The following is a 22370-nucleotide window of genomic DNA, read 5'->3' as shown; positions in this document are numbered from 1 at the left end:
CGTTTGAAATGCAAAATGGCCCTCCGCCGCCGGAGGGCCATTTCTTATTCGTCACCTGCCGCCGGCGTTTGTCCTGGGGCGGCTTCCCTCACGTATCGGGCGATGCCATCGCGATTCCAAAGCACCGCCTGCCTGTTCCTGAAAGGTTGCATGAAGAAGTACTCCCGTGGGTCGATGCGACGCCGGTCCGGCTCGTAGGTGACCAGGGCCACCTTCTCGTGCGTCGCCACGTATGCGCCCACCTCTTCGGGGCTCCTTAGCTCCACCAGGGGGTGGGTGAGCCTCCCCATGAAGTGAAACTGACCGTGGTACTTCCCGGCGTGCAGCACCTCGTACCCCTCGGCTTGCTTTTGCTTTATAGCCTGCGCGATGGGGTGCATGTCGTAGCGTTGGAACATGGTCTGTCCGCCGAGGAGCACAAGCGCGCAGCAGGCCAGGGAGGCGGCCGCCACCCGGGTGACCAGGGCAGGCATGTTGCGGGGACGCAGGCACAAGAGGAGAACGCCGACCAGGGCGAGCCCGCCGGCGGCCCACCTGACCTCGTTGAGGTCGAAGAACCTTAGCATGCGTCCGTGATTTATGAACGATGCGGTGAGGAGGCCGGCGCCAAGGAGTAGGTAAAGGACCGCCATGGGAAGTCTCCAGCGAGCGACGTCGCCTTGTTCCTGGGCGATGCTCTTCGCCATCAGGAGGCTGAAGGCAGGAAGTATCGGGATCAGGTAGTGGACCTGCTTCCCGGAGAGCAGCGAGAAGACCATGAGGCTCACGCCGCACCAGATCATAACCATGCGGGACCCGGGGTCTCCGGTGAGCCCTTTCCAGGCGCGCCACGCGGGAGGGAACAGGACCCACGGCAGGAGCAGGGTCGGGATCCAGGGGAGATACCACCAAAACGGGCGCCTGTGGGCGAAGGAATGGGCCATCCGGTTCACCGTCTGCCCCCAGAGAATGGCCCGCCGGTAGGTGTCGCCGCCGTTTAACGCCGCCGGGACGAGCCACAAGGAAAGAACGCCTATGCCGATCACCAGGGAGAGCCCGATGTAGGCGTACCACCGTAAGGCGGGGCGGTCACCGGGCGCCCAGAAGGGGGCGAAAAGGGCCACCGGCAGGACGTAGACCAGGACCACGGGCCCCTTGGTGAGGATGCCAATGCCAATGGCGACCCCGAACTGGGAAAACCAGAGAAAGCGTGGCTCCTTCACCGCCGAGATCATTGCGTCCACGGCGAGGAGCACCCACAGGGTGAGCACGACGTCGAACATGATCACCGTGGACCACAGGAGGTAGGAGAGCATCGAGGCCAGGACGAGCGCCGCGTAGCGGGCGACCTGCTCGTCCTGCCAGAGCCTCTTCGCCATCCGGTGCACGAGGACCACATTCATCAGGCTGAAGATCAGGGGGATGAAGCGGAGGGTCGCTTCGTTCACGCCGAAAATGAGCCAGTCGAGGTTGAAAAGCCAGAACAGCAGCGGGGGTTTGTGGGAGTACGGGAGTCCGTTTTGCAGCGGGACGATGAAGGAGCCTTGGTTCCACATCTCCCACCCGACCGAAAGGTAACGTGTCTCATCGATCGGGAAGTAAGGGAGTAGCAGGGAGAAAGCGAGGGCCGGCAGCGCCAGGATCGCGAAGGGAAGCCAAGGCTGGCTACTCCATTTCTGATGCTGCGGCATCTTTCTTTTCCTTGTGGATGAAGAAAAGGTTTCTGACGTAGACGGTGGTGCCGAAGGCCTGTCCCAGGATGAACACCGGGTCTTTGCGGTACAGCGAGTAGACCAGGAGGATCAGTGAGCCAAAGATGCTGAAGTACCAGAAAGATTCCGGGATGACGCTCCTTCTCTTTCTTTCGGTGGCGATCCACTGTACGACGAAGCGCATGGTGAAGAAAAACTGCCCGGCGAGGCCGATGCCCACCCAGGTTTTTTCGGAGAGGGTCATCAGTCGCACCTCGTGATTTTTACGTTTTTGGCGCGCATGCGGAGCCAGCAGACGCCGAAGATGTCGACGATGCCGACCCAGAGCCGGTTCAGCGTGCCGTACTTCGAGACGCCGGCGGTGCGGGGACGGTGGTGCACCTCGACGGAGATAACGTCTCCCCCCTGCATCCTTACCAGGGCCGGAAGGAAACGGTGCATGTGGTCGAAGAAGGGAAGCTCGAGAAACGCGTCGCGGTAGAAGACCTTGAGGCCACAACCGGTATCGGGGGTCTCGTCCCTCAGGAAGAAGCGGCGGTAGGCGTTGGCGATCCTGGAGCTGATGATACGCCAGGCGGAGTCGTCCCTCTTCTTGCGGTAGCCTGCCACCATCTTGAGGTTGGGGTTGGTGCTGCTCCTGATCGCCTCGATCATCTTCGGGAGGTCGGCCGGGTTGTTCTGGCCGTCACCGTCCAGGGTCCCGATCAGGGTGCCCTCGGCCTGCTTGATGCCGGTCGCGACTGCGGCGCTCTGGCCGTAGGCGCGGTCGTGTTGCACCACTTTCAGGGACGGCACGGACTTCTTAAGGGCGAGGAGCCGGGCATGGGTGTCGTCAGTACTGCCATCGTCGACCACCACGATCTCACAGTCAAGTCCGGTCGCCACTATTTCCTGGACCAGCAAGCCTATGTTCTCTGCCTCGTTGTGGGCAGGTATCACTATTGAGATAGTCGTCATCGTGTCTCTCTTTTGGGGGGTAATGCCGGTAGTGTTTCGTTTTTGCCAACTCAGCAAGATAGCACAATTAAATGCCTGCTTCATAGTTTTTTCTGAATCCAAACGCGTCTTTTCGTCTTCAGTGAGAGGGGCGCATGGCGTGACAGAATGGATTACTTTTTTTGGTATACGCGGTTACGTATACATATCTTTAGTGTTAGTCTTTGCGGATGGTTACTTCACTTCTCTCCACGGATGATCTCGGGCAGGCCCGGGCACTGGTAGAAGCAAGCGGCCTTCGCTTCGAAGCCCCCTATGATGACCTGGTGGGTGTCTTTGAGGCGGGGCGACTCGTCGCGGTCGGGGCGCGGCAGGGTCGCGTCCTCAAGATGCTCGCTGTGGCCCCCGCGCACCAGGGGGGGACGCTCCTCGACGAGGTGGTAACCGAACTGGTCGGCCGCGGTTATCAAGACGGTGTCGATTCCTTCTTCGTCTTCACCTCACCCGCCCTCGTCCCCGGTTTCGAGGCGCTCAACTTCAACCTCCTGGTCGCCTCCGGCACGACCGCCCTCCTCGAATACGGCGACGGCCTTAGGCGCTACCTCTCCCGATACGCAAAGCAGATCCGTGCCGGCAACAACGGCGCCATCGTCGCCAACTGCAACCCCTTCACGCTCGGACACCGCTACCTGATCGAGCAGGCGGCCGCGGCCGTGGACCAGCTCTTTCTCTTCGTAGTGCGCGAGGAGCGCTCCCTATTCCCGTTCGGCGCCCGCCTGCGCATGGTGCAGGAGGGGACCGCGGACCTTGGAAACGTCGTCGTCCTCGATACCTCCTGGTACGCCGTTTCCAGCATCACCTTCCCCACCTATTTCCTCAAGGGAGGCGACCCCGGCGGGGCGATCCAGATGGAGCTCGACCTTTTGCTCTTCGCCCGGCGCATCGCACCGCACTTCCACGTGAAGACCCGTTTCGTCGGGAGTGAGCCGTGGTGCGGCACCACCGCGGCCTACAACGAGGCGATGCACCGCATCCTCCCTCCGCTTGACGTCGCGGTGCAGGAGATCGAGAGAAAAAGCGCCATGGACCGTCCCATTTCGGCCTCGCGGGTACGGGATATGCTCTTAAACGGCGAACTGGAGGGGATCGCGGAACTGGTGCCGGTAAGCACCCTGGATTTTCTCCTCTCCAGCGAGGGGATCAAGATCTGGGTAAAGGGGGAAAGCAAATGAAGATCGTGAAGAAGGCACAGGCGGGGACGATGCAGTCCAGCGACCTGATGGTGTTTCTGGAGCCCGCGGAGACGCTTACCGTGACCATCGAGTCGACGGTGGTGAAACAGTTCGGCGCGCTGATCCGGGCCAAGGTGGACGAGGTGCTCGAAAAACACGGCATCGAGTCGGGCGAGGTGCGCATCACCGACCGCGGCGCCCTCGATTACGCCATAGAGGCGCGCCTTGAGACGGCCATCATGCGCGCCACGGAGGGATAGATGGAAGGACTCTGGTACAAGGAGTGCACCAACGGCAGACGCTTCATCATCAAGATCACGCCGGGAGAGCGCCTCACCACGAGGCTTTTGCAGTTCGCCCACCTGACCGACGTGCGCTACGCCATGATCGTCTCGGCGCTAGGCAGCGTGAAGAACGTGAAGCTTAGGGGGATCAAGACCGGCGCGAAGCTCCCCATCACCGCGCCGCGCATCACGATCCACGAGATCGAGGGGCCGTGCGAACTTCTCGGCTTGCAGGGAAACATCGTCCCGGGGGAGGACGATCTCCTCGACTGCCACTTCCACATCATGATGTCCAAATCATCCGGCGAGGTGGTCGGCGGGCACCTGTACGACGCCGAGGTCTTCGCCACCTGCGAGATCGTCTTAACCGAACTCGACGTCTCCGGCGTCGAACGACACGTCTCCAAGGTCGGCGGCATCCCGACCATCTACATCGACGAGGAGTCCTCCTGATGGCCGCCTTCAAGCTGCGACGCTCCCTGCTCTACGTCCCGGGCAACATGCCCTCCATGCTGCAGAACATCCCCATCTTCAACTGTGACTCGGTGATCATCGACCTGGAGGACGCGGTGCCGTTAGCCGAAAAGGACGCTGCGCGCCACCTGGTGAAGCGCTTCCTTTTGAACTACACCGACCGCAACAAGGAACTCCTGGTCCGCATCAACCCGCTCGACTCGAAGTGGGGGTACGAGGACCTCAAGGTGGTGCTCCCGGCCATGCCGGACGGGATCAGGCTTCCCAAGGCGGACACCCCGGAGATCGTGGAGCGCCTCGACACCCTCTTGACCGAGTTCGAGGAGGAGCTCGAGGTGGAGATCGGCCGCTTCGGCATCCTCCCCTCGCTGGAGAGCGCCTTGGGCGTCATCAACGCGGTCGGCATCGCCAACAGCTCGGAGCGCATCTTCGCCCTGGCCTTCGGCGCCGAGGACTACACGGCGAGCATGGAGATCGAGAGGAGCCGTGGCGGCGAGGAACTCTTCAACGCGCGGACCCGGGTCCTTTGGGCCGCCAAGGCGAAGGGGATCCAGGCGGTAGACACCATCTTCGCGGATGTGTCGGACATGGAGGGGCTACGGGCCGAGACCGAGCTTGCGAAAAGGCTCGGCTACACCGGGAAGTGCCTGGTGAACCCGCGCCAGATCGAGGTGGTGCACGATGTTTTCGCGCCGAAAGAGTACGAGGTAGAATACGCGCTCCAGGTGATCGAGGCGATCAAGCGGGCGCGGCAGTTGGGTACCGGCGTCATCGCCCTCGGGGGGAAGATGGTCGACGCCCCGGTGGTGAAGCGGGCCGCCCGCGTGCTGCGCACCGCCTACGCCCATGGCATGGTGGATACCCTGATCGACGAGGAGGAGATTCATGGCGCTCAATAGCCTGGGACGGGAGATCCCGGATTCTTACGCGGGAAAGAGGCTCGTCCCCTACCGCGACGCCTGGTCGCTGCGGCCGGAAGGGGCCGTCGCCGCCCGCCCGGTGAAGCGCGTGAACCCGGGAGAGGGGAAGCGGCTCTCCTCGCTCAGGGAGGCGATCGAGGCGAGCGGCCTTGCCGACGGGATGACCATCGCCACGCACCACAGCCTTCGAAACGGCGATTTTCTTTTGAACCGCATCGTGGCCGAGATCGCGGCGATGGGGCTCAAGGGGGTCTGGATCGCCTCCTCCTCGGTGCATCCGGTGCACGCCGAGATCATCCCGCACATTAAAAGCGGCGTCATCGCCGGGTTCCAGTGCGGCGTGAACGGTCTGATCGGCGAGCTGGCGAGCCGCGGCGAACTCTCCTGCCCCATCGTGGTCAGAACCCACGGCGGCCGGGCCCGCTCCATCATCGAGGGGAGCGTGAAGATCGACGTCGCCTTCATCGCGGCCCCCTGCTGTGACGAGTACGGCAACATGAACGGCTACTACGGGCCGTCGGCCTGCGGGAGCCTAGGGTACGCGCAGATCGACGCGAGCTACGCCTCCTGCGTCGTCGCGGTCACCGACAACCTGGTCCCCTTCCCGGCGATTCCCGTTGGCATCCCGCAGACCCTCGTCGACTACGTCGTGGTGGTCGACCGACTGGGGGACCCGGCGAAGATCGTCTCCACTACCACGCGGGTCACCACGGACCCGGTCGGCCTGCAGATCGCGAGCTACGCCTCGCAGGTGATCGAGGCGTCGGGGCTTTTGCAGGACGGTTTCTCCTTCCAGACCGGCTCGGGCGGGATCTCGCTCGCCGTCGCGGAGAAGGTGCGTAACGCCATGCGCAAGGGGTTCATCAAGGGGAGCTTCGGCTGCGGCGGCATCACCGGCTACTTCGTCGAGATGCTCGAGGAGGGGCTTTTCTCGGCGCTCATGGACGTGCAGTGCTTCGACCAGGAGGCGGTACGCTCCATCGGCGTGAACCGCGCGCACCAGGAGATCAGCGCCGACATGTACGCGAACCCCTTCAACGCAGGGAGCGTGGTGAACCGGCTCGACTGCGTCATCCTGGGCGCGACCGAGGTCGACACCGCCTTCAACGTGAACGTGAACACCGAGTCGAACGGCTACCTTCTGCATAACACCGGTGGGCACTCCGACACCGCGGCCGGGGCCAAGCTCTCCATCATCGTCGCCCCCTCGATCCGCGGGCGGCTCCCCATCGTGCGCGACCGGGTCACCACCATCACCACCCCCGGGGACACCATCGGCGTCGTGGTCACCGAGCGCGGCATCGCGGTGAACGACAAGCACGCGGAGCTCAAGGAGGAGCTGATCAGAAGGAAGCTCCCGGTGAAGGATATCGCCGACCTGCAGCGAGAGATTTGCCGCGTCACCGGTACGCCGCGTCCCCTTGAGTTTGCGGACGAGGTGGTGGCGGTCATCGAGTACCGCGACGGGAGCATCATCGATGTCGTCAGACGCGTTAAGGAATAGCCTTCTCGCCGCGCGGGATCGCCGCCAGGAGCTTTTGGACACCCTGTTCCCGACCCCGTTTTCCGCGACGGTGATGCTCTCCTTGAACCTCCCCGGGGCGGAGAAGACCGGCGCGCGGGCCGACCGGCTCTTCGCCTGGGGGGAACGGGCGCTTCTTGCCGCGATGAACGGGAGCGCCGCCGCGCGCGGTCATGACGCCCTCGGCCCCTTCGCGCTGTACCGCACAAGGCTTCTCGCCACCCAGGTGAAGCGCCTTGGGATCGCCCTCGAGGGGGCACACCCGGCGGGAAGGCTCCTCGACCTCGATGTCTACGATCACGCCGGCAACCAGATGGGGCGCGCGGACCTCGATGTCGCCCCCAGAAGCTGCCTCATCTGCCGCGAACCGGCGCTCGCCTGCATCCGCGCCGGGCGCCACTCGAGCGACGAGCTCGCGCGCGCGGCGAGGGCCCTGATCGATGCGCTCTGAGCTCACCCTTTTCTCGCGCAGCCTCGTGCGCGGCGCCTTTATGGAGCTCTACCTCACGCCAAAACCGGGGCTCGTCGACCTGAACGACTCCGGATCCCACCGCGACCTCTCCGTCCCCCTCATGGAAGCTTCCCTCTCCGTCGTCTCCGGGTACCTGCACCGGGTGAGCGCGTCGCTCGCCGCTGGGGAGGAACTCGCGCAGCAGGTGCGTCTGGGGGTGGAAGCCGAGCGGGCCATGCTGGAGGAAGCCGGCACCAACTGTCACCGGGGGTACATTTTTTTGAGCGGTCTGCTGCTCTGCGCGAGCGCACGCATCGGCCGCCGCGACGAGGCGGCGCTCGGCGCGGCGGTGGCGCGGCTTGCCGGGGAACTCTTCGATCCGGCGGACGACTCGGGGAGTAACGGCAGTCGGGCGCGCGGTGCCTACCGGGCCGAGGGGATCCGTGGCGAGGCGCTGCGCGGACTCCCGGCGCTTTTCGGTGAGGCGCTGCCCGCCTTCAGGCGCGAGATGGCAGCGGGCGGCAACCGGGGAAGCGCCACCTTCGCGATGCTGGGGCGGCTCATGGCGAGCGTCGAGGACACCACCGCCCTGCACCGTTGCGGGCGGCAAGGGCTGGAAACGGTGCGCAAAGACGGTGCGACTCTGGAGTGCCTGGTGGCGCAACGCGCCGACTTCATGGCCTTTCTCGCCGAAAGAAACGCCTACTACGTGAGCCGAAACCTTACCATGGGGGGCGTGGCCGACATGCTAGCGCTCTCCTTCGCCTGGCTGAGCCACACCGGAGAGCTTGAGTAGGGGGGGCGCTGCGGTTTGACAAGGCGTCGTTGGTAATCTTTAATATCGCCTATGGTCAAATCCGCCCTGCACCATATCGCGATGGCTCTTCTTCTCACTCCCGCCACGGCTACCCTGCCGGGGCCGGCTGCGGCGCTCCCCGATGCCGCGGGCGTCGCCCGCATCACTGCCGACCACCACTACGCCACCGATGTTCTCGCCGGAGCCGCCACCGTGCTCTTCTCCGGCTACCTCCTTCCGAGACTCCTGCACTACGCCCAACTGCGCCCTTCGGCCACAAAGACTGCGGGCGTCACCTCGCTTTTCAAAAAACTTTCGCTGCGCCCGCAGGTCACCGGCTCCGGCGCCGGCTTGAACTGCGAGCTGAGGTTTTAGCCGTGGCTCCCGGCGACGAGGCGGCAGTAAACGCGAGGGGGCCGTGGGAGGTGGCGCGGGCGCGCGCCGTCGCGACGCTGCTCGGGGGAAATCTGCGCGACGGCATGAGTATCCTCGACGTCGACTGCGGGGACGGATACCTCAGCAGGTCTCTCTGTTCGGTCTCGCCCGGCATTCGCGTCACCGCCGTGGTCAACGACCTTACCGAAGCGACGGTCGCGCGGCTGGTGCCGGCTCGGGGGGTGATCTACGTGCCGGACCTCCCCGCTGCGGGGAGGCGCTTCGAGCTTACCCTGCTGGTGGACGTGCTGGAGCGCGTCGAAGAGGACCGGCGTTTTCTCAAACGGCTGGTATGGCAGCACGTTGCGGCCGGGGGGCATGTCCTCATCACGGTGCCGGCCTTCCCGTCGCTCTTTAGCGGAAGGGACTGGTTCCTCGGTCGCTACCGGCGCTATCGCCTTAAGGAACTGAGGGAGGTCGCTGCAGCGTCCGGTCTCGCCGTCCTCTCATCGGGCTACCTCTTCGGCTCCCTCCTCATCCCGAAGTTCCTGATCGACCGGTGCACCAAATGGGAGGGGACGCGGGACCCGGGCGCTTCCCCCCTCGGCGGACTCGTAAGCAGGCTCCTCGCCTGTCTTTTGCAACTGGAGAACGCCATGATGATCGTTCTTGCCCGCACCGGCCTCGTCCTGCCCGGGGTGAGCGCTTGGGTCCTCTGCCGCAGCCGGGTTCCATCCAATTGACACATTGTTTTAATTTGACACGCCCATGCCCGATAACGTATACAGAATGGACAAAATTACCGGGGGTTACCGGGACGCGGTTGTTTCATGTCAGCAAACAGCCGGTCCGGGACCCACCACACGGGGGACGGAAACGTACATGCTGAATCTGAAACCGGAAGTCGTGGCCCAGCTCGAACGCGTGCTGAGCTCTGTAGAAATGTTACTCCCCAAGGCCGTGAAGGCGGTCAACTGGGAAACCTGCCACGCCGCTAACTGGCGTCGTCACTCCTTTTCGGGTTACCTCGAGGCGGTGAAGGTCACCGACCAGACGAAGCTCGACGACCTTCTCGGGTGCGAGAAGCAAAAGGAGATCATGGTCAGCAACACGCGCCAGTTCGTGAAGGGGCTCCCGGCCAACAACGCACTCCTTTGGGGCTCGCGCGGCACCGGCAAATCCTCCATGGTCAAGGCGCTCCTGAACGAATTCGCCGCTGAGGGGCTGCGCGTGATCCAGGTAGAGAAGGAGGACCTCATCTACCTCTCCGAGATTTTCAGTGCCGTCGAGGATCAACCCTACCGTTTCATCCTTTTGTGCGACGACCTCACCTTCGAGATCGGCGAACTCTCCTACAAGATGCTGAAAAGCGCCCTGGACGGCTCGGTTTACTGCGCGCCGGAAAACGTCCTCATTTACGTCACCTCGAACCGGCGCCACCTGCTCCCCCAATACAACACCGACCTGCTCGGCGGCAAATACGTGAACGGCGAGCTGCAGGAGAGCGAGGCGATGGAGGAGAAGGTCTCCCTCTCGGACCGCTTCGGCCTCTGGGTCGCCTTCCACGTCTTCACCCAGGACCGCTACCTTGACGCGGTGCGCCAGTGCGTCGAGCGCGAGGCTAAGAGCCGCAGCGTCACCATTCCCTGGAGCAAGGAGCTGGAGCTGGAAGCAATCCAGTGGTCACACGACAAGACCAAGCGCTGCGGCCGCACCGCGCTGCAGTTCTCCAAGAACTATGTCGGACACTACCTGCTCGACCAGCCCGGCGCCTGATCCCTCCCGAAAACCGTTAGGACCGGCGCGCTCACCTGCGGAGCGCGCCGTTTTTTTTGTTTGGCTTTCCTAAAATCCACCTCCCCCTTGCGAAAGTTCCCTTTCCGCCACGACTTCCGCCACATTTTTCATGTGGAAAGCGCGGTGCCCTTTCTAAGCTGTTACAATATTTCGGTCGGGAAAACCGACATAGGCTACTTAACCTATGCTTATAAGGTTATTACCTTGACAATTGACCGCGGAGTATATATATAAGAATTCGAATATATCTTAACGCAAAATAGTGACTATGCCCGCAAGGAGGTTTTCCGGGTGAATAGAAGGTTTGCACCGCTGCTCGCACTGCTCTTTTCCGTCCTGACGACGCCCGCCTTTGGTGAGGTGGTGACGTTGCAGCAGGCGGTAAAGCGCGCCCTGGAAAGCAACCATCTGCTCAAGGCCGCCTCGCTGGAGAGGGGGGCCGCGGAAGAGGGCGTTGCGGCGAGCCGTAGCCGTTACCTCCCTCGCGTGTCGCTGGAAAGCGGCGCGGTCCTCTCCAATACCCCGAGCACCGTTTTCATGATGAAGCTGGACGAAGCCCGCATCAGCCCCGCCAAGGACTTCGCCGCCGACACACTGAACAACCCCTCGCCGCGCGGCGACTTCAAAACCGCGGTGACGCTCGAGCAGCCGCTGCTCGATTTCGGCATCTCCAACGGGGTCGCAATGGCCGGCAAGGGGGCCGAGGCGGCGGCGCTGTCCGAAGAGGCACGGCGCGAGGAAATCGCCTTCCGCGTCTACATGGCCTACCTCGAAGTGCGCAAGGCCCAGGCCTACCGCGAGGTTGCGGAGCAGTCCGTCATCAACGCGCGCGAGCACGACCGGCTGGCGGCCTTACGCGAGAAGGACGGCATCGGCCTCAAATCGGAGCGCCTGCGCACGGCAACAGCCGTGGCCGAGGCGGAGCAGCGCGTGGTGGCTGCGAAAAACGGCCTGCTCATAGCGCGCATGCGGCTGAACCTCGTCGTTGGTGGTGCGCAGGGGGGGGCGCTGGACATCGGCGACATGCCGCGCATGGAGGAGCCGTCGCCGGAAATGGAGCAGTTGATCGCCCTCGCGCAAAAAAGCCGTCCCGACCTAAAGGCCGCCGAGAACGCGGTCGAGCGGGGCGAGCTCGCGGTGAAGCAGGCGAAAAACGCCTACCTCCCCACCCTCTATGCCCGCGGCAGCTACCAGTTGAACGACCGCGACATGCCGCTTGGCACCGACAAGGATTCGTGGAACGTCGGCGTCAACCTACGCTGGGAGCTCTTCGACGGCATGCGGCGCTCGCATGAGAAGACGCAGGCGGAGCTCTCCAAGAGAAGCGCCGCCGAGATGCTGGAAAACGAGCGGCGTGAAGTCGCGCTCCAGGTGACCGAGAGCGTGCTGCACCGCCAGGAGGCGATGCTCAAGCTTGAGAGCGCCCGTTCCGCGGTGCGGGACGCCGAGGAGAGCCGCCGCCTGGTGACGCTGCGTTTCGGTAACGGCCTCTCCCCGCTTGTCGAGGTGATGGATGCCGAGACCGCCCTGGACCGCGCCCGGGCAAACCTTGTCGAAGTTGAAAACGCCAGTTACGCCGCCACGGCAGAGGTCTATTTCCGTACCGGCGTCTTAATACAGGAGGTCATGCGATGAAAGCCTACCGGGCAGCCCTTTTTGCCCTTGCCATAGCAACAGGTTTCGGTTGCGGCGCGAAGAAGGAGCAGAGCGTCGCCCCCGCGGCACCACCCGTGGTGCAGGGAGCCACCGTGGTTACCGTGGCGGCCGAGGATCTGGCCGACGTCCAGGAGGCGGTCGGCACGGTGAAGGCACGCAACACCGCGCTCATAGCCGCGCGTATCGCCGGGAGCGTGAGCCGGGTGTACGTGAGGGAAGGGGAGCGGGTCGGTCGCGGCAAGCTTTTGGCCGCCATCGATGCGGTCGAGAGCGGAGCGGCGGCAGCGGGAGCGGTCTCAGGCGTCGAGGAGGCGGCACGCGCGCTCTCCGAGGCGCAGGCCCAGAAGCGGCTCGCCGATGTCACCTTCGAGCGCTACTCCCGCCTCGTCGCGGAGCAGGCGGTGACGCGCCAGGAGTTCGACACGAAAAAGACCGAGCAGGAGGTTGCCGCCCAAGGGGTGGCGCGGGCCGAGGCGAGGCTCGCCCAGGCGCGCCAGGGTGCGAGAGCCGCCGGTGCCGTCGCGGGTTACGGCAGGGTCACCTCCCCCATAGCCGGTGTGGTGGTCGCCAAGCAGGTCGAGGCGGGGCAGACCGTCTTCCCGGGGACGCCGCTTCTGACCGTTGAAGGTGACGACGGGTACCGTCTCGAGGTTTCCGCCCCGGAGACGCTGCTCGGCAAGGTTAAGGCAGGCGAGGAGCTTGGTATCGCGGTAGAGGGGGGGGCGGCGACCGGGCGCGTCTCCGAGGTGGTGCCCGTGGTCGATCCCGCGACGCGGACCTTCACCGTCAAGGTCGATCTTCCCTCCCATGGGCCTCGCTCCGGGAGCTACGGCAAGGCCTTTTTCAAGACCGGATCCAGGAAGGGGATTGCCGTTCCCGAGGCGGCCGTTGTGCAGCGCTCCTCGCTTACCTCGGTCTGGGTGGTGTCGCCCGATGGCTTCGCCCGCTTGCGTCTGGTGAAGCCCGGGCGCGCCCAAGGCGGTCGCGTCGAGATCCTTTCCGGCCTCGCCCCCGGTGAGAAGGTGGTCACCGCCGGGATAGAGAAGATGGTCGACGGCGCGAAGGTTCAGTAAACCTGGGCTGCTGGAGGTTCCCGAGTTCACCAGCCTGAGGCGCGCGACAGGCGCACACGACCTTTGGTGTGTATTGATTGGCAGTGGTTCGTCGTCATCCCCCTCCCTTGACGGGAGGGGGTTAGGGGGTGGGTGAGGCTGCCATGGACAAGACCGTCGCCAAAACCAGATCTCGCCTCCTGCGGAGCAACTGCACGCAGGCGGAAGCCAAGTTGTGGCACTTCCTCAGGCACAGTCAGATCGAGGGCATCAAGTTCCGTCGGCAGCAGGTCATAGAGAACTACATAGTCGATTTCGTCTCGTTTTCTCCAAAGCTGATAATAGAACTCGATGGCGGGCAGCATCAGGAACAAAGAAGCTATGATGCACGGCGCGATTCGTGTTTGCGCCGGAACGGCTTTACCGTACTGAGGTTCTGGGACCACGAAATCTTCAAGAACATCGAGGGGGTGCTGGAGGTGATCCGGGCTCGTTGCCTAGGCCATCTTCCCCCACCCCCCGCCCCCCTCCCGCAAGGGGAGGGGGAGTAGAACCGCAGCCCCTGACTCCTTCTCCGGAAGGGGAGCAGAAAGGTACCGCCATCATCGGAGATAGCATGAACAACCTGGGTTTCGCGGGGAAGATCGCCCGCGCCTTCATAGATTCCAAGCTGACGCCGCTCATCGTGGCCGCTTCGCTTTTGATCGGGCTCTACTCGGTCTTCGCGACGCCGCGCGAGGAAGAGCCGCAAATCAACGTCCCCATGGTGGACATCTACCTCCCCATGCCCGGCTCTTCTCCCAAGGAGGTCGAGGAGCGGGTGGTGACCACCTTCGAGAAGAAGATCTGGGAGATCAACGGGGTCGAGTACATCTACTCGGCAAGCCGCCAGGGGATGGGGATCATCACGGTCCGCTTCCTGGTCGGCGAGAGCATGGAAGACTCCCTCGTCAAGCTCTACAACAAGGTGATGAGCAACCGAAACCTCCTCCCGCCGGGCGCGGGGGAGCCGCTCGTGGTGTCGAAGTCGATCGACGACGTCCCGATCGTTTCGCTCACCCTCTGGTCGGACCGTTACGACCACCATGCCCTGAGAAAGGTGGCCCGCGAACTCTGCGACGACCTCCAGAAGGTGGAGAACGTGGCGCACTCGGAGATCAAGGGGGGACTTTCCCGCGAGCTCAAGGTCCGCCTGGACCCGGTGCGGCTCTCCTCCTACGGGCTCACCCCGCTTGCCGTCGCCTCGGCCCTCGAGAAGGGGAACGTCTCGCAGCGCGCGGGCTCGTTCGCCTCGGGTAACCGCGAGTACAGCCTGGAGGCGGGGGGCTTCATCTCCGACCCCGCCGACGCCGGAAGGCTCGTCGTCAGCGTGAAGGACGGTCGCCCGGTGTACCTCTCGGATGTCGCCACGATCACCGACGGGGTTCAGGAACCGAAGGACTACGTCTTCTTCGGGCTCGGCCCCGCGGCTGCGCAGAAACACCTGAAAGGCGGCGCGGCCGACTACCCGGCGGTCACCGTCTCCATCGCCAAGCGCAAGGGGGCGAACGCGACCTGGGTCGCCGAGGACCTCCTGAAGCGGGTCGAGTTCCAGAAGGGGAAATTGATCCCTTCCGAGATGCAGGTGACCGTCACCAGGAACTACGGCGAAACCGCCAAGGACAAGAACAACGAGCTCCTGTTCCACATGTTCTTGGCCGCGATCTCGGTAACTCTGCTGATCGCCGTCTTCATGGGATGGCGCGCCGGCGCCGTGGCGGCGATCGCGATTCCGGTCACCCTCGCGCTCACCATGTTCATTTTCAACCGGATCGGCTACACGCTGAACCGGATCACCCTGTTCGCACTCATCTTCTCGATCGGGATCCTCGTCGACGACGCCATCGTGGTGGTGGAGAACATCCACCGCTACTTCACCACGACGAAGTTCAAGCCGCTCGAGGCCGCGGTGCGGGCGGTGGACGAGATCGGCAACCCGACCATGCTGGCGACCCTCGCCGTCATCGCCTCCATCCTCCCGATGGGGTTCGTAGGGGGCCTCATGGGGCCGTACATGCGCCCGATCCCGGTCGGCGCGTCCATGGCCATGGTCTTCTCGCTTCTCATCGCCCTGACCGTCACGCCGTACTTCGCCTACCGCTTCATGAAGGGTGAATCGCATTACGGCACCGAGGCGCCGCCGGAAGAAAGCTGGATGACGGGCTTTTATCGCCGCATGATGGGGAGGCTTTTGCACGACAAGAAGGTGCGCTACGGCTTCCTCTCCACGGTGGTGATCCTGCTCCTCGTCTCCTGCTCGCTCATCTACTTCAAGGCGGTTACGGTGAAGATGCTGCCGTTTGACAACAAGAGCGAGCTGCAGCTCATCATCGACGCCCCGGAGGGAACGACGCTCGAGGACAACGCGCGCATGGTGGCCGAACTGGGCGACGCGCTCAGGAAGGTTCCCGAGGTGACCGACTTCCAGAGCTACGTGGGGACGAGCTCACCGTTCAACTTCAACGGCCTCGTGCGCCACTACTACCTGCGCCAGGGGCCGAACGTCGCCGAGATCCAGGTGAACCTGGAAGGGAAGGAGGCGCGCTCCGCCCAGTCGCACGACATCGCGAAGAGGATCCGTCCGACGCTCAAGGCGATCACCGACCGCTACGGCGCGCGCCTCAAGGTGGCAGAGATCCCGCCGGGACCGCCGGTCCTCTCGACGCTCGTCGCCGAGGTGTACGGGCCGGACCAGAAAACCCGCGTAGACATCGCGAAGAAGATCCGGGACATCTTCAAAAACACCGCCGGGGTCGTCGACGTCGACTGGTACCAGGAGGACGACCAACCCACGCTGCGCTTTGAGGTGGACCGTGAGAAGGCGGCACTCTCCGGGGTGGACGCGGCCCAGGTGGTACAGACCCTGAAACTCGCCGTGGGCGGGACCGACGTGGGGATCATGCACGTGCCGCAGGAGAAGGAACCTGTGCGCATCAACCTGCGCCTGCCGGTCGGCTCCCGAAGCGACGTCTCCTCGCTCTCCTCCATCTATGTCGCGGGTAGCAAGGGTAACGTCCCTCTTTCCGAGCTGGTCCGCGTGGTGCGCGGGGTGGAGGAAAAATCGCTCTACCGCAAGAACATGAAGAGCGTGGTGTACGTGATAGGCGACGTGGCCGGGGTGATCGAGGCGCCGGTGTACGCCATCCTCAAGATGCACAAGGACATCGACAACATAGCGCTTCCCGGCGGCTACCACATCGAGCAGCGCGCTGCGACGCAGCCCTGGAGCGAGGAGCGCCCCGGCATCAAGTGGGACGGCGAGTGGCACATCACCTACGAGGTATTCCGCGACCTGGGCGCCGCCTTCGCCGCGGTCATGGTGCTCATCTACGTCTTGGTGGTGGCCTGGTTCAAGGACTTCACCACGCCGCTTGTGATCATGGCGCCGATCCCGCTCACCCTGATCGGCATCCTGCCCGGACACGCCATCATGGGGGCTTTCTTCACGGCGACCAGTATGATAGGCTTCATCGCCCTGGCCGGCATCATCGTGCGAAACTCCATCATCCTCATCGATTTCGCCGAGCTGCGGCGCCGCGAGGGGATGCCGCTGGACGAGGCGATCATCGATGCCGGCGCGGTCCGCTTCCGTCCCATGCTGCTCACCGCCGCCGCCGTTGTGGTGGGGAGCTTCGTCATCCTGTTCGACCCGATTTTCCAGGGGCTCGCCCTCGCCATGATGTGCGGCGAGATCGCCTCGACGACACTTTCCAGGATCACCATTCCGATCCTTTACTTCATGGTGCAGTCCTGGAAGGAAAAACATCAAAAAAAGCTTGCAGCTTAGGAGGTTGTAGTGTTTTGGCTTAAAAAGAACGTTGCTGAGGATGTGGAAGGCGCATCCGTTGCGGAAAAGGTCTCCACCGAGGCCGAAGGGTTCTACCGTTCCGGCAAGATGCATTGCGCCGAGGCGGTGCTCGCTTCGGTGAAAAATGAATTTCTCCCCAATGCTGGGGACGAACTGGTGCATCTGGCTTCCGGTTTCGGCGGCGGCTCCGGGGCGGGATGCATCTGCGGCGCGGTGGCCGGCGGGACCATGGCCATAGGCCTCGTGGTCAAGGACCGGAAGCTTTCCGCCGCGCTCACGAAGGAGTTGCACCACTGGTTCAAGGAGCAGTACCGGGTCACCTGCTGCAAGGCCCTCACCGCCAACGGCAAGAAGCGCTGCGTCGAATTCACCGCCAACACCGCCGGCAAGGTTGCGGAACTCTTGCAGAAGAAGTGACCGGACAAGGAGGTTGTATGTACATCGACAGACTGCTTAGACTCATCGCCGGCACCTTCACCCTGATCTCCCTGGCGCTGGCCCATTACCACGATCCGCGCTGGCTCTGGTTTACCGCTTTCATAGGCCTCAACCTTTTGCAGTCGGGTTTCACCAACTGGTGCCCGATGATGACCATCCTGGACAAGCTTGGCGTCCCGAAGCTCCCTCCCAGGGAGTGCGGTAAATGATCTGCCGCATCAAGGTCCTTTGCGACAACACCGCCGGTGCACTCTCCGGCACGCTGGGCGAACACGGTTTCGCCGCGTTGGTGCAGGCGGGGGACCGCTCCCTTCTCTTCGACACCGGGGCGGGGCACACGCTTTTGCACAATGCCCAGCGCATGAACGTCGACCTGAAGGGGATCGACCAGGTCGTGCTGTCGCACGGGCACTGGGACCACGCAGGCGGTCTCTGGCCGCTTCTGCAGGTTGCCGGCCCGAAAAGGATCCTCGCCCACCCCGGCATCTTCACCCGGCGCTACTCCGTGCGCGAAGGGACCGCCCGCTCGGTGGGGGTACCCTACTCCGAGGAATTCCTGGCCGGTCTCGGGGCCGTCTTCTCCTACAGCGACGCATTCCGCGAGGTGATGCCCGGCGTCTTCCTGACCGGCGAGGTGCCGCGCAGGACCGTTTTCGAGGAAGGTGACGCGGGGCTTTTCTGCGACGAGGCGGGGTGCGAGAGGGACGAGATCCGGGACGACCAGTCGCTCGTCGTCGTGACCGGCAAGGGGCTTTTGATCCTCCTCGGGTGCTGCCATGCCGGGATGATCAACACCATCGAGCATGCCCGTGAGAAGACTGGGGTGGACCGGGTCTACGGGGTCGTGGGAGGGTGCCACCTGGCCTTCTCCTCCCAGCCGCAGGTCGATCAGACCATAAAGGCGCTCAAGAAGTACGGACTGAAGAAGATCTGCCCGGGGCACTGCACCGGGTTTCACGCGGCGGCCCGGCTCGCCCAGGCTTTCCCGGCGGGGTTCAAGCCGATGCAGGTGGGGTACGTGCTCGAAGCAGAATAGATGAATTTATAAGTGAGGATTATTGATGAGACTGTTTGCCGTTTTGATTGCCGTAGTCGTACTAACAGCTTCCCTCTCCCAGGCCGTAGGGCTTGCCAACGTGACCTCGAAGCAGGCTCAGGCCGTGATGTCGAAGAACAAGAAGATGTTCCTGCTCGACGTGCGCACCCCGGACGAGTTCCGTCAGGCGCACCTGAAAGGTTCCGTGCTGATCCCGTTGGGCGAGCTGAACCGCAGGGTGCAGGAGATCCCGCGTGACCGGCCGGTGCTCGTGTATTGCGCCGTGGGCGCCCGCTCCGCCACCGCCGCGAGCTTTCTCGCCTCCAAAGGTTACCGCGAGGTCTACAACATGACCGACGGCATCGTCGGCTGGTACCAGAACGGTCTGCCGCTGCAGTTGGGCGGCAAGTAGTTTTCCCCCTCCCGGGCCCTCCCCCGCCTATGTCACCGCAAGGCTGCGGTCCGCAGGCGGGGGAGGGGACGCCGTCGCCTGCTACGCCTTAGCCGCCGTCGGCGCCACACCCACAGCTAAGCCCACCCCACACCCCACACCCGCCACACCCGCCACGCCACCCACGCCACCCACGCGTCGGCCAGCACTGTCCCGCAGTCGGCAAGCCCCTACCAGCATCGACCAGTCGGACCAGTCGGACCAGTCGGACCAGTCGGACCAGTCGGACCAGTCGGCGGCCGAACCTCCTCCCCAAACTCTGGTAAACTTTTGCGGTCCTTTTGGCTCAAGGTATGCAGACAGGTTCCGATAAGCCCAAGCAGGGCCTACGCCCATGGTGGAGGTAGCATGCAGGAGCAACTTGAAAACATAAACGCTTCCCTGCTTGAGGAGATCGATTCGGGGGTGGTCTACCTGGACGCCGGCGGGAAAGTGCTGCTCATGAACCGCCGGGCGGAGGAGATCCTCCACATCGGCCGCGCCGAGGTGGTCGGCAAAAGGGTGGACATGCTGCCGCTTCGGACGCCGGTCTACCGCGTGCTCAGCGAGAACGTGCAGGACGAGCCGGTGGAGGTGAGCATCGACGGCGCCGTGATCCAGGTCCGCTCCTCCAAGCTTCCCGGCGACACCCCGGGCGAACTCTTCCAACTGCGCGACATCAGCGCGGACAAGAAGGAGAAGCGCCAGCGCGAGGAGTTCGTGGCGATGATGACCCACGACCTCAAGTCGCCCCTCACCGTGATCATGGGGTACATGCAGGCGCTCATCGGGGAGATGCCCACCAAGATGGACCCCTCGCTGCACCTGTTCGTGAAGGAGATGGACAAGAGCGCGGCGAAGATGCTCTCCATGATCGACGACGTCCTTGACGCCTACCGCCTGGAGGCGGGCCTTTTGCAGATAGACCGCCAGCCCACCGACACCCGGGCCCTCCTCGAGGGGTGCTGCCGCGACGGAGAACAGGAGGCTGCGGTGCATGGTTCCTACTTCCTGCACGACCTCTGTGACGGAATCCCGACACTCGATCTTGACGCGAAGCAGATCGCCAGGGTCTTCGCCAATCTGATCGGCAACGCGGTGAAGTTCACCCCGCGCCGCGGCACCATCAGCGTCAGCACCACGGTCGAGGACGACCGCCTGCTCGTGGAGGTCGCCGACACCGGCATCGGCATCCCGGAAAACGAGCTGCCGCGCGTCTTCAACAAGTACTTCCGCTCCTCGGCGGCCCGCGGCTTCAAGGGGACCGGCCTGGGGCTCACCATCAGCAAGGCGATCGTCGAAGCACACGGCGGCAGCATCCGTGTCGAGAGCACCGCCGGCAAAGGGAGCCGCTTCACCGTCTTGTTGCCGCTCAAGGGGGAGCGCACCACCTTCAGGCGCCAATTTAAAGGTTAAAGTTTCCAGCGATGACGGCCGATTAGGCACTCATCGGCCGTAAATGAAAGGCCATGCGGGCCAAACCGCAGCAGCAAAATAAAGCCGCCGTGTGCGCGCATAGATAACAGCCAAGGAGGATAACAGCATGGGCAACGTATTGATAGTGGACGATTCCTCGACCATGAGAAAGATCATTTCCCGCAGCCTGCGCCAGGCGGGGCTTCCGGTAGACGACATCTACGAGGCCGGCGACGGCATCGAGGCGCTCTCCGCCATGGAAGGCAAAACCATCGACCTGATCCTGTCCGATATCAACATGCCGAACATGGACGGGCTCGAATTTATCAAGTGTGTCAGGGGCAAGGGAGTGAACACCCCGATCGTCATGATCACCACCGAGGGTGGCGAGGACATCCTCAAGGAAGCGATCAGCAACGGCGCCAGCGACAGCATCAAAAAGCCGTTCACGCCAGACCAGTTAAACGAGAAGCTCGGAGGACTTTTATGATGTCCCTCAACCAGGAAATCGCTACCGCGACACACCTGCAGGAGGCGGACCTGGCCACTTACGTCATCAACGCCACCAAAGAGGTGTTCGAGACCATGGTGATGATGGCCCTTGAGGATAGCTATCCCCTGAAGGAGCCCGTCACCTCCTTTCACTGCTCGGTCACCGGCATGGTCGGCCTGGCAGGGACCTACACCGGCATCCTCTCCATCCACTGCCCGCAGCACCTGGCACTCAGGATCACCTCGAACATGCTCGGGATGGACGTGGACGAGGTGGGGGAGGACGTGAACGATGCCCTGGGCGAGATCGCGAACATGCTCGGCGGTTACGTGAAGCAGATCCTCTCCAAGGGGGGGCTCGACATCAACCTCTCCATCCCGACGGTCATCTCCGGAGAGGACTATACGGTCAACTCGATGGCCGACAGCGACTGCGTCATCATCCCCTTCACCAACGAGGGTGACCGGTTCCTTGTAGGGCTCAAACTCAGGAAGGAAGTCTAGGCGGTAGATTCAATGGCCGGATTCGAAAAACTACAATCGATGCTGGATGCCGCGATGAAACAGGCGGGCGAAGAGAGCGGCATGCTCTTAGGCCAGGCCATGTCCGTGGCGGCTTCCGATGTCCTGAACACCAACCGCAAGAGCTACCTAGGTGACGAGGACAACCCGATCTACGTGGTCGGGGTGGAGTCGCGCGAGGCGTATCCGGGCTTCTTCTACCTCCTCTTCTCGCTGGGCGACACCATCGTGATGAGCTCCATCCTCCTCGGAATCCCGGGGCCCAGGATCCAGGAGAAACGCAGGCTTTCCATCCAGGAACCGGACGACGTGGACGCCTTCGGCGAGATCGCCAACCAGATCATCGGCTCCTTCAACTCGGTGTTCCAGCCGAACCTCCCCGACAAGGTGCACCTGAAGCTCCTTCCGCCGCAGAAGTACGTGCCGGGGACCGACCCCCTCACCGACGACGTCCCCTTCCCGGACGGTGAATACCTGATGTACCGTGCCCCCCTGCAGATCGAGGGGCATGAGATGAACATGGTGGACATCTTGATCCCGCACCCGCTGGCGAACCTGTTCGATCCGCAGCCGGAAGAGGCGGCGGTCGAGGCGGCCGCGCCCGAGGCTGAGGCGGCGGTCGAGGAGGCGGCTCACGTGGCCTCCATCCTGGTGCTCGGGGACGACGACGGGCGCCGGGAGTTGGTGGAAGGGCTTTCCGACAGTGGCATGAACCTCATCGATGCCCCCCTCGGGGCCGATCTGCCGGGCCTCTTCGCCCAGGGGGAGGTGAGGGTCGCCTTCATCTCGCTCAAAAACATCACCGACCGCGACCTCGCCATCTGCAAGCGGGTGGTGCCGCTCGTGGACCGAAGCGGCGGCGCCGTGCTCCTTTGCGCCCACGAATGGACCAGGACCGCGGTCCTCAAAGCGCTCAAGGCGGGCGTGAAGGGTGTGGTGATGCCCCCCTTCGAGCCGCACGAGCTCACCGAGAAGGTGGCGAAATTCCTGCACTGAGACACGA

Annotated in this window: 25 protein-coding genes; 22 read left to right on the top strand and 3 right to left on the bottom strand. The window is 63.6% G+C overall.

Translation table 11 applies throughout. The annotated features are described in order from the left end of the window. Positions 1-44: 44 nt before the first annotated feature. From E8K79_RS12825 to E8K79_RS12815, 3 genes are read right to left on the bottom strand one after another with little or no spacing between them, the layout of a single operon-like run. A complete protein-coding gene (locus E8K79_RS12825) occupies positions 45-1670 on the bottom strand; it encodes an ArnT family glycosyltransferase (RefSeq protein ID WP_136515081.1) in 1626 nt (541 codons plus the stop codon). Next, entirely contained in the window at positions 1645-1935 is a 291-nt protein-coding gene (locus E8K79_RS12820) for a lipid-A-disaccharide synthase N-terminal domain-containing protein (protein WP_136515080.1), read from the bottom strand. The genes E8K79_RS12825 and E8K79_RS12820 overlap by 26 nt, the downstream gene beginning before the upstream one ends. Beyond that, positions 1935-2648 (bottom strand): glycosyltransferase family 2 protein, encoded by a 714-nt coding sequence (locus E8K79_RS12815; protein ID WP_136515079.1) that lies wholly within the window; start codon positions 2646-2648, stop codon positions 1935-1937. Before E8K79_RS12815 ends, E8K79_RS12820 begins: the two co-directional genes overlap by 1 nt. 209 nt (positions 2649-2857) lie before the next feature. Between E8K79_RS12815 and E8K79_RS12810 the strand changes: the two genes are divergently transcribed. The 22 genes from E8K79_RS12810 (at position 2858) to E8K79_RS12705 (ending at position 22363) form a co-directional block, all read left to right on the top strand. Then, on the top strand, positions 2858-3859 hold the full coding sequence (locus E8K79_RS12810; protein WP_136515078.1) for a [citrate (pro-3S)-lyase] ligase: 1002 nt from the start codon (positions 2858-2860) through the stop codon (positions 3857-3859). Then, complete coding sequence (gene citD, locus E8K79_RS12805; RefSeq protein ID WP_136515077.1) at positions 3856-4119, top strand: citrate lyase acyl carrier protein; 264 nt, start codon at positions 3856-3858, stop codon at positions 4117-4119. The genes E8K79_RS12810 and citD overlap by 4 nt, the downstream gene beginning before the upstream one ends. Next, positions 4120-4596 (top strand): PPC domain-containing DNA-binding protein, encoded by a 477-nt coding sequence (locus E8K79_RS12800; protein ID WP_136515076.1) that lies wholly within the window; start codon positions 4120-4122, stop codon positions 4594-4596. Further along, complete coding sequence (locus E8K79_RS12795; RefSeq protein WP_136515075.1) at positions 4596-5516, top strand: HpcH/HpaI aldolase/citrate lyase family protein; 921 nt, start codon at positions 4596-4598, stop codon at positions 5514-5516. The genes E8K79_RS12800 and E8K79_RS12795 overlap by 1 nt, the downstream gene beginning before the upstream one ends. Then, positions 5503-7041: a citrate lyase subunit alpha gene (gene citF / locus E8K79_RS12790; protein WP_136515074.1), complete on the top strand. Its 1539-nt coding sequence runs from the start codon at positions 5503-5505 to the stop codon at positions 7039-7041. The genes E8K79_RS12795 and citF overlap by 14 nt, the downstream gene beginning before the upstream one ends. Further along, positions 7016-7510 carry a citrate lyase holo-[acyl-carrier protein] synthase gene (locus tag E8K79_RS12785; protein ID WP_136515073.1) on the top strand — a complete coding sequence of 165 codons (495 nt, stop codon included), beginning with the start codon at positions 7016-7018 and terminating at the stop codon, positions 7508-7510. Before citF ends, E8K79_RS12785 begins: the two co-directional genes overlap by 26 nt. Then, on the top strand, positions 7500-8306 hold the full coding sequence (locus tag E8K79_RS12780; RefSeq protein WP_136515072.1) for a triphosphoribosyl-dephospho-CoA synthase: 807 nt from the start codon (positions 7500-7502) through the stop codon (positions 8304-8306). Before E8K79_RS12785 ends, E8K79_RS12780 begins: the two co-directional genes overlap by 11 nt. 81 nt (positions 8307-8387) lie before the next feature. Further along, positions 8388-8681, top strand: a complete 294-nt coding sequence (locus E8K79_RS12775) for a phosphatase PAP2 family protein (RefSeq protein ID WP_162604657.1) — start codon at positions 8388-8390, stop codon at positions 8679-8681. Between the two features lie 2 nt (positions 8682-8683). Next, positions 8684-9424, top strand: coding sequence for a class I SAM-dependent methyltransferase (locus E8K79_RS12770; RefSeq protein WP_136515070.1), 741 nt, complete (start codon positions 8684-8686; stop codon positions 9422-9424). Positions 9425-9563: 139 nt separating this feature from the next. Further along, positions 9564-10457, top strand: coding sequence for an ATP-binding protein (locus E8K79_RS12765; RefSeq protein ID WP_136515069.1), 894 nt, complete (start codon positions 9564-9566; stop codon positions 10455-10457). Positions 10458-10769: 312 nt separating this feature from the next. Next, positions 10770-12113 (top strand): TolC family protein, encoded by a 1344-nt coding sequence (locus tag E8K79_RS12760; protein ID WP_136515068.1) that lies wholly within the window; start codon positions 10770-10772, stop codon positions 12111-12113. Continuing rightward, complete coding sequence (locus E8K79_RS12755; RefSeq protein ID WP_136515067.1) at positions 12110-13207, top strand: efflux RND transporter periplasmic adaptor subunit; 1098 nt, start codon at positions 12110-12112, stop codon at positions 13205-13207. Before E8K79_RS12760 ends, E8K79_RS12755 begins: the two co-directional genes overlap by 4 nt. A 143-nt stretch (positions 13208-13350) precedes the next feature. Continuing rightward, positions 13351-13737, top strand: a complete 387-nt coding sequence (locus E8K79_RS12750) for an endonuclease domain-containing protein (protein ID WP_136515066.1) — start codon at positions 13351-13353, stop codon at positions 13735-13737. A 65-nt stretch (positions 13738-13802) separates the two neighbouring features. Then, complete coding sequence (locus E8K79_RS12745; RefSeq protein WP_136515065.1) at positions 13803-17012, top strand: efflux RND transporter permease subunit; 3210 nt, start codon at positions 13803-13805, stop codon at positions 17010-17012. Between the two features lie 9 nt (positions 17013-17021). Then, complete coding sequence (locus tag E8K79_RS12740; protein ID WP_198419818.1) at positions 17022-17450, top strand: C-GCAxxG-C-C family protein; 429 nt, start codon at positions 17022-17024, stop codon at positions 17448-17450. Between the two features lie 17 nt (positions 17451-17467). After that, positions 17468-17680 carry a YgaP family membrane protein gene (locus tag E8K79_RS12735; RefSeq protein WP_129124860.1) on the top strand — a complete coding sequence of 71 codons (213 nt, stop codon included), beginning with the start codon at positions 17468-17470 and terminating at the stop codon, positions 17678-17680. Then, positions 17677-18507 (top strand): MBL fold metallo-hydrolase, encoded by an 831-nt coding sequence (locus tag E8K79_RS12730; RefSeq protein ID WP_135869190.1) that lies wholly within the window; start codon positions 17677-17679, stop codon positions 18505-18507. Before E8K79_RS12735 ends, E8K79_RS12730 begins: the two co-directional genes overlap by 4 nt. A 25-nt stretch (positions 18508-18532) precedes the next feature. Continuing rightward, positions 18533-18919 carry a rhodanese-like domain-containing protein gene (locus tag E8K79_RS12725; protein WP_136515064.1) on the top strand — a complete coding sequence of 129 codons (387 nt, stop codon included), beginning with the start codon at positions 18533-18535 and terminating at the stop codon, positions 18917-18919. Between the two features lie 387 nt (positions 18920-19306). Further along, positions 19307-20353 carry a sensor histidine kinase gene (locus tag E8K79_RS12720; protein ID WP_136515063.1) on the top strand — a complete coding sequence of 349 codons (1047 nt, stop codon included), beginning with the start codon at positions 19307-19309 and terminating at the stop codon, positions 20351-20353. Positions 20354-20480: 127 nt separating this feature from the next. Next, on the top strand, positions 20481-20843 hold the full coding sequence (locus E8K79_RS12715; protein WP_129124856.1) for a response regulator: 363 nt from the start codon (positions 20481-20483) through the stop codon (positions 20841-20843). Next, a complete protein-coding gene (locus E8K79_RS12710; RefSeq protein WP_407925344.1) occupies positions 20840-21349 on the top strand; it encodes a chemotaxis protein CheX in 510 nt (169 codons plus the stop codon). Before E8K79_RS12715 ends, E8K79_RS12710 begins: the two co-directional genes overlap by 4 nt. A gap of 12 nt (positions 21350-21361) precedes the next feature. After that, complete coding sequence (locus E8K79_RS12705) at positions 21362-22363, top strand: response regulator (protein WP_136515062.1); 1002 nt, start codon at positions 21362-21364, stop codon at positions 22361-22363. The last annotated feature ends 7 nt before the right edge of the window (positions 22364-22370 follow it).

Origin of the sequence: Geomonas edaphica (assembly GCF_004917075.1) — a bacterium.
In the GTDB taxonomy this organism is placed as follows: domain Bacteria; phylum Desulfobacterota; class Desulfuromonadia; order Geobacterales; family Geobacteraceae; genus Geomonas; species Geomonas edaphica.
Note: the sequence above shows the minus strand (reverse complement) of the source record. Positions and strands in the feature narration are given on the sequence as shown.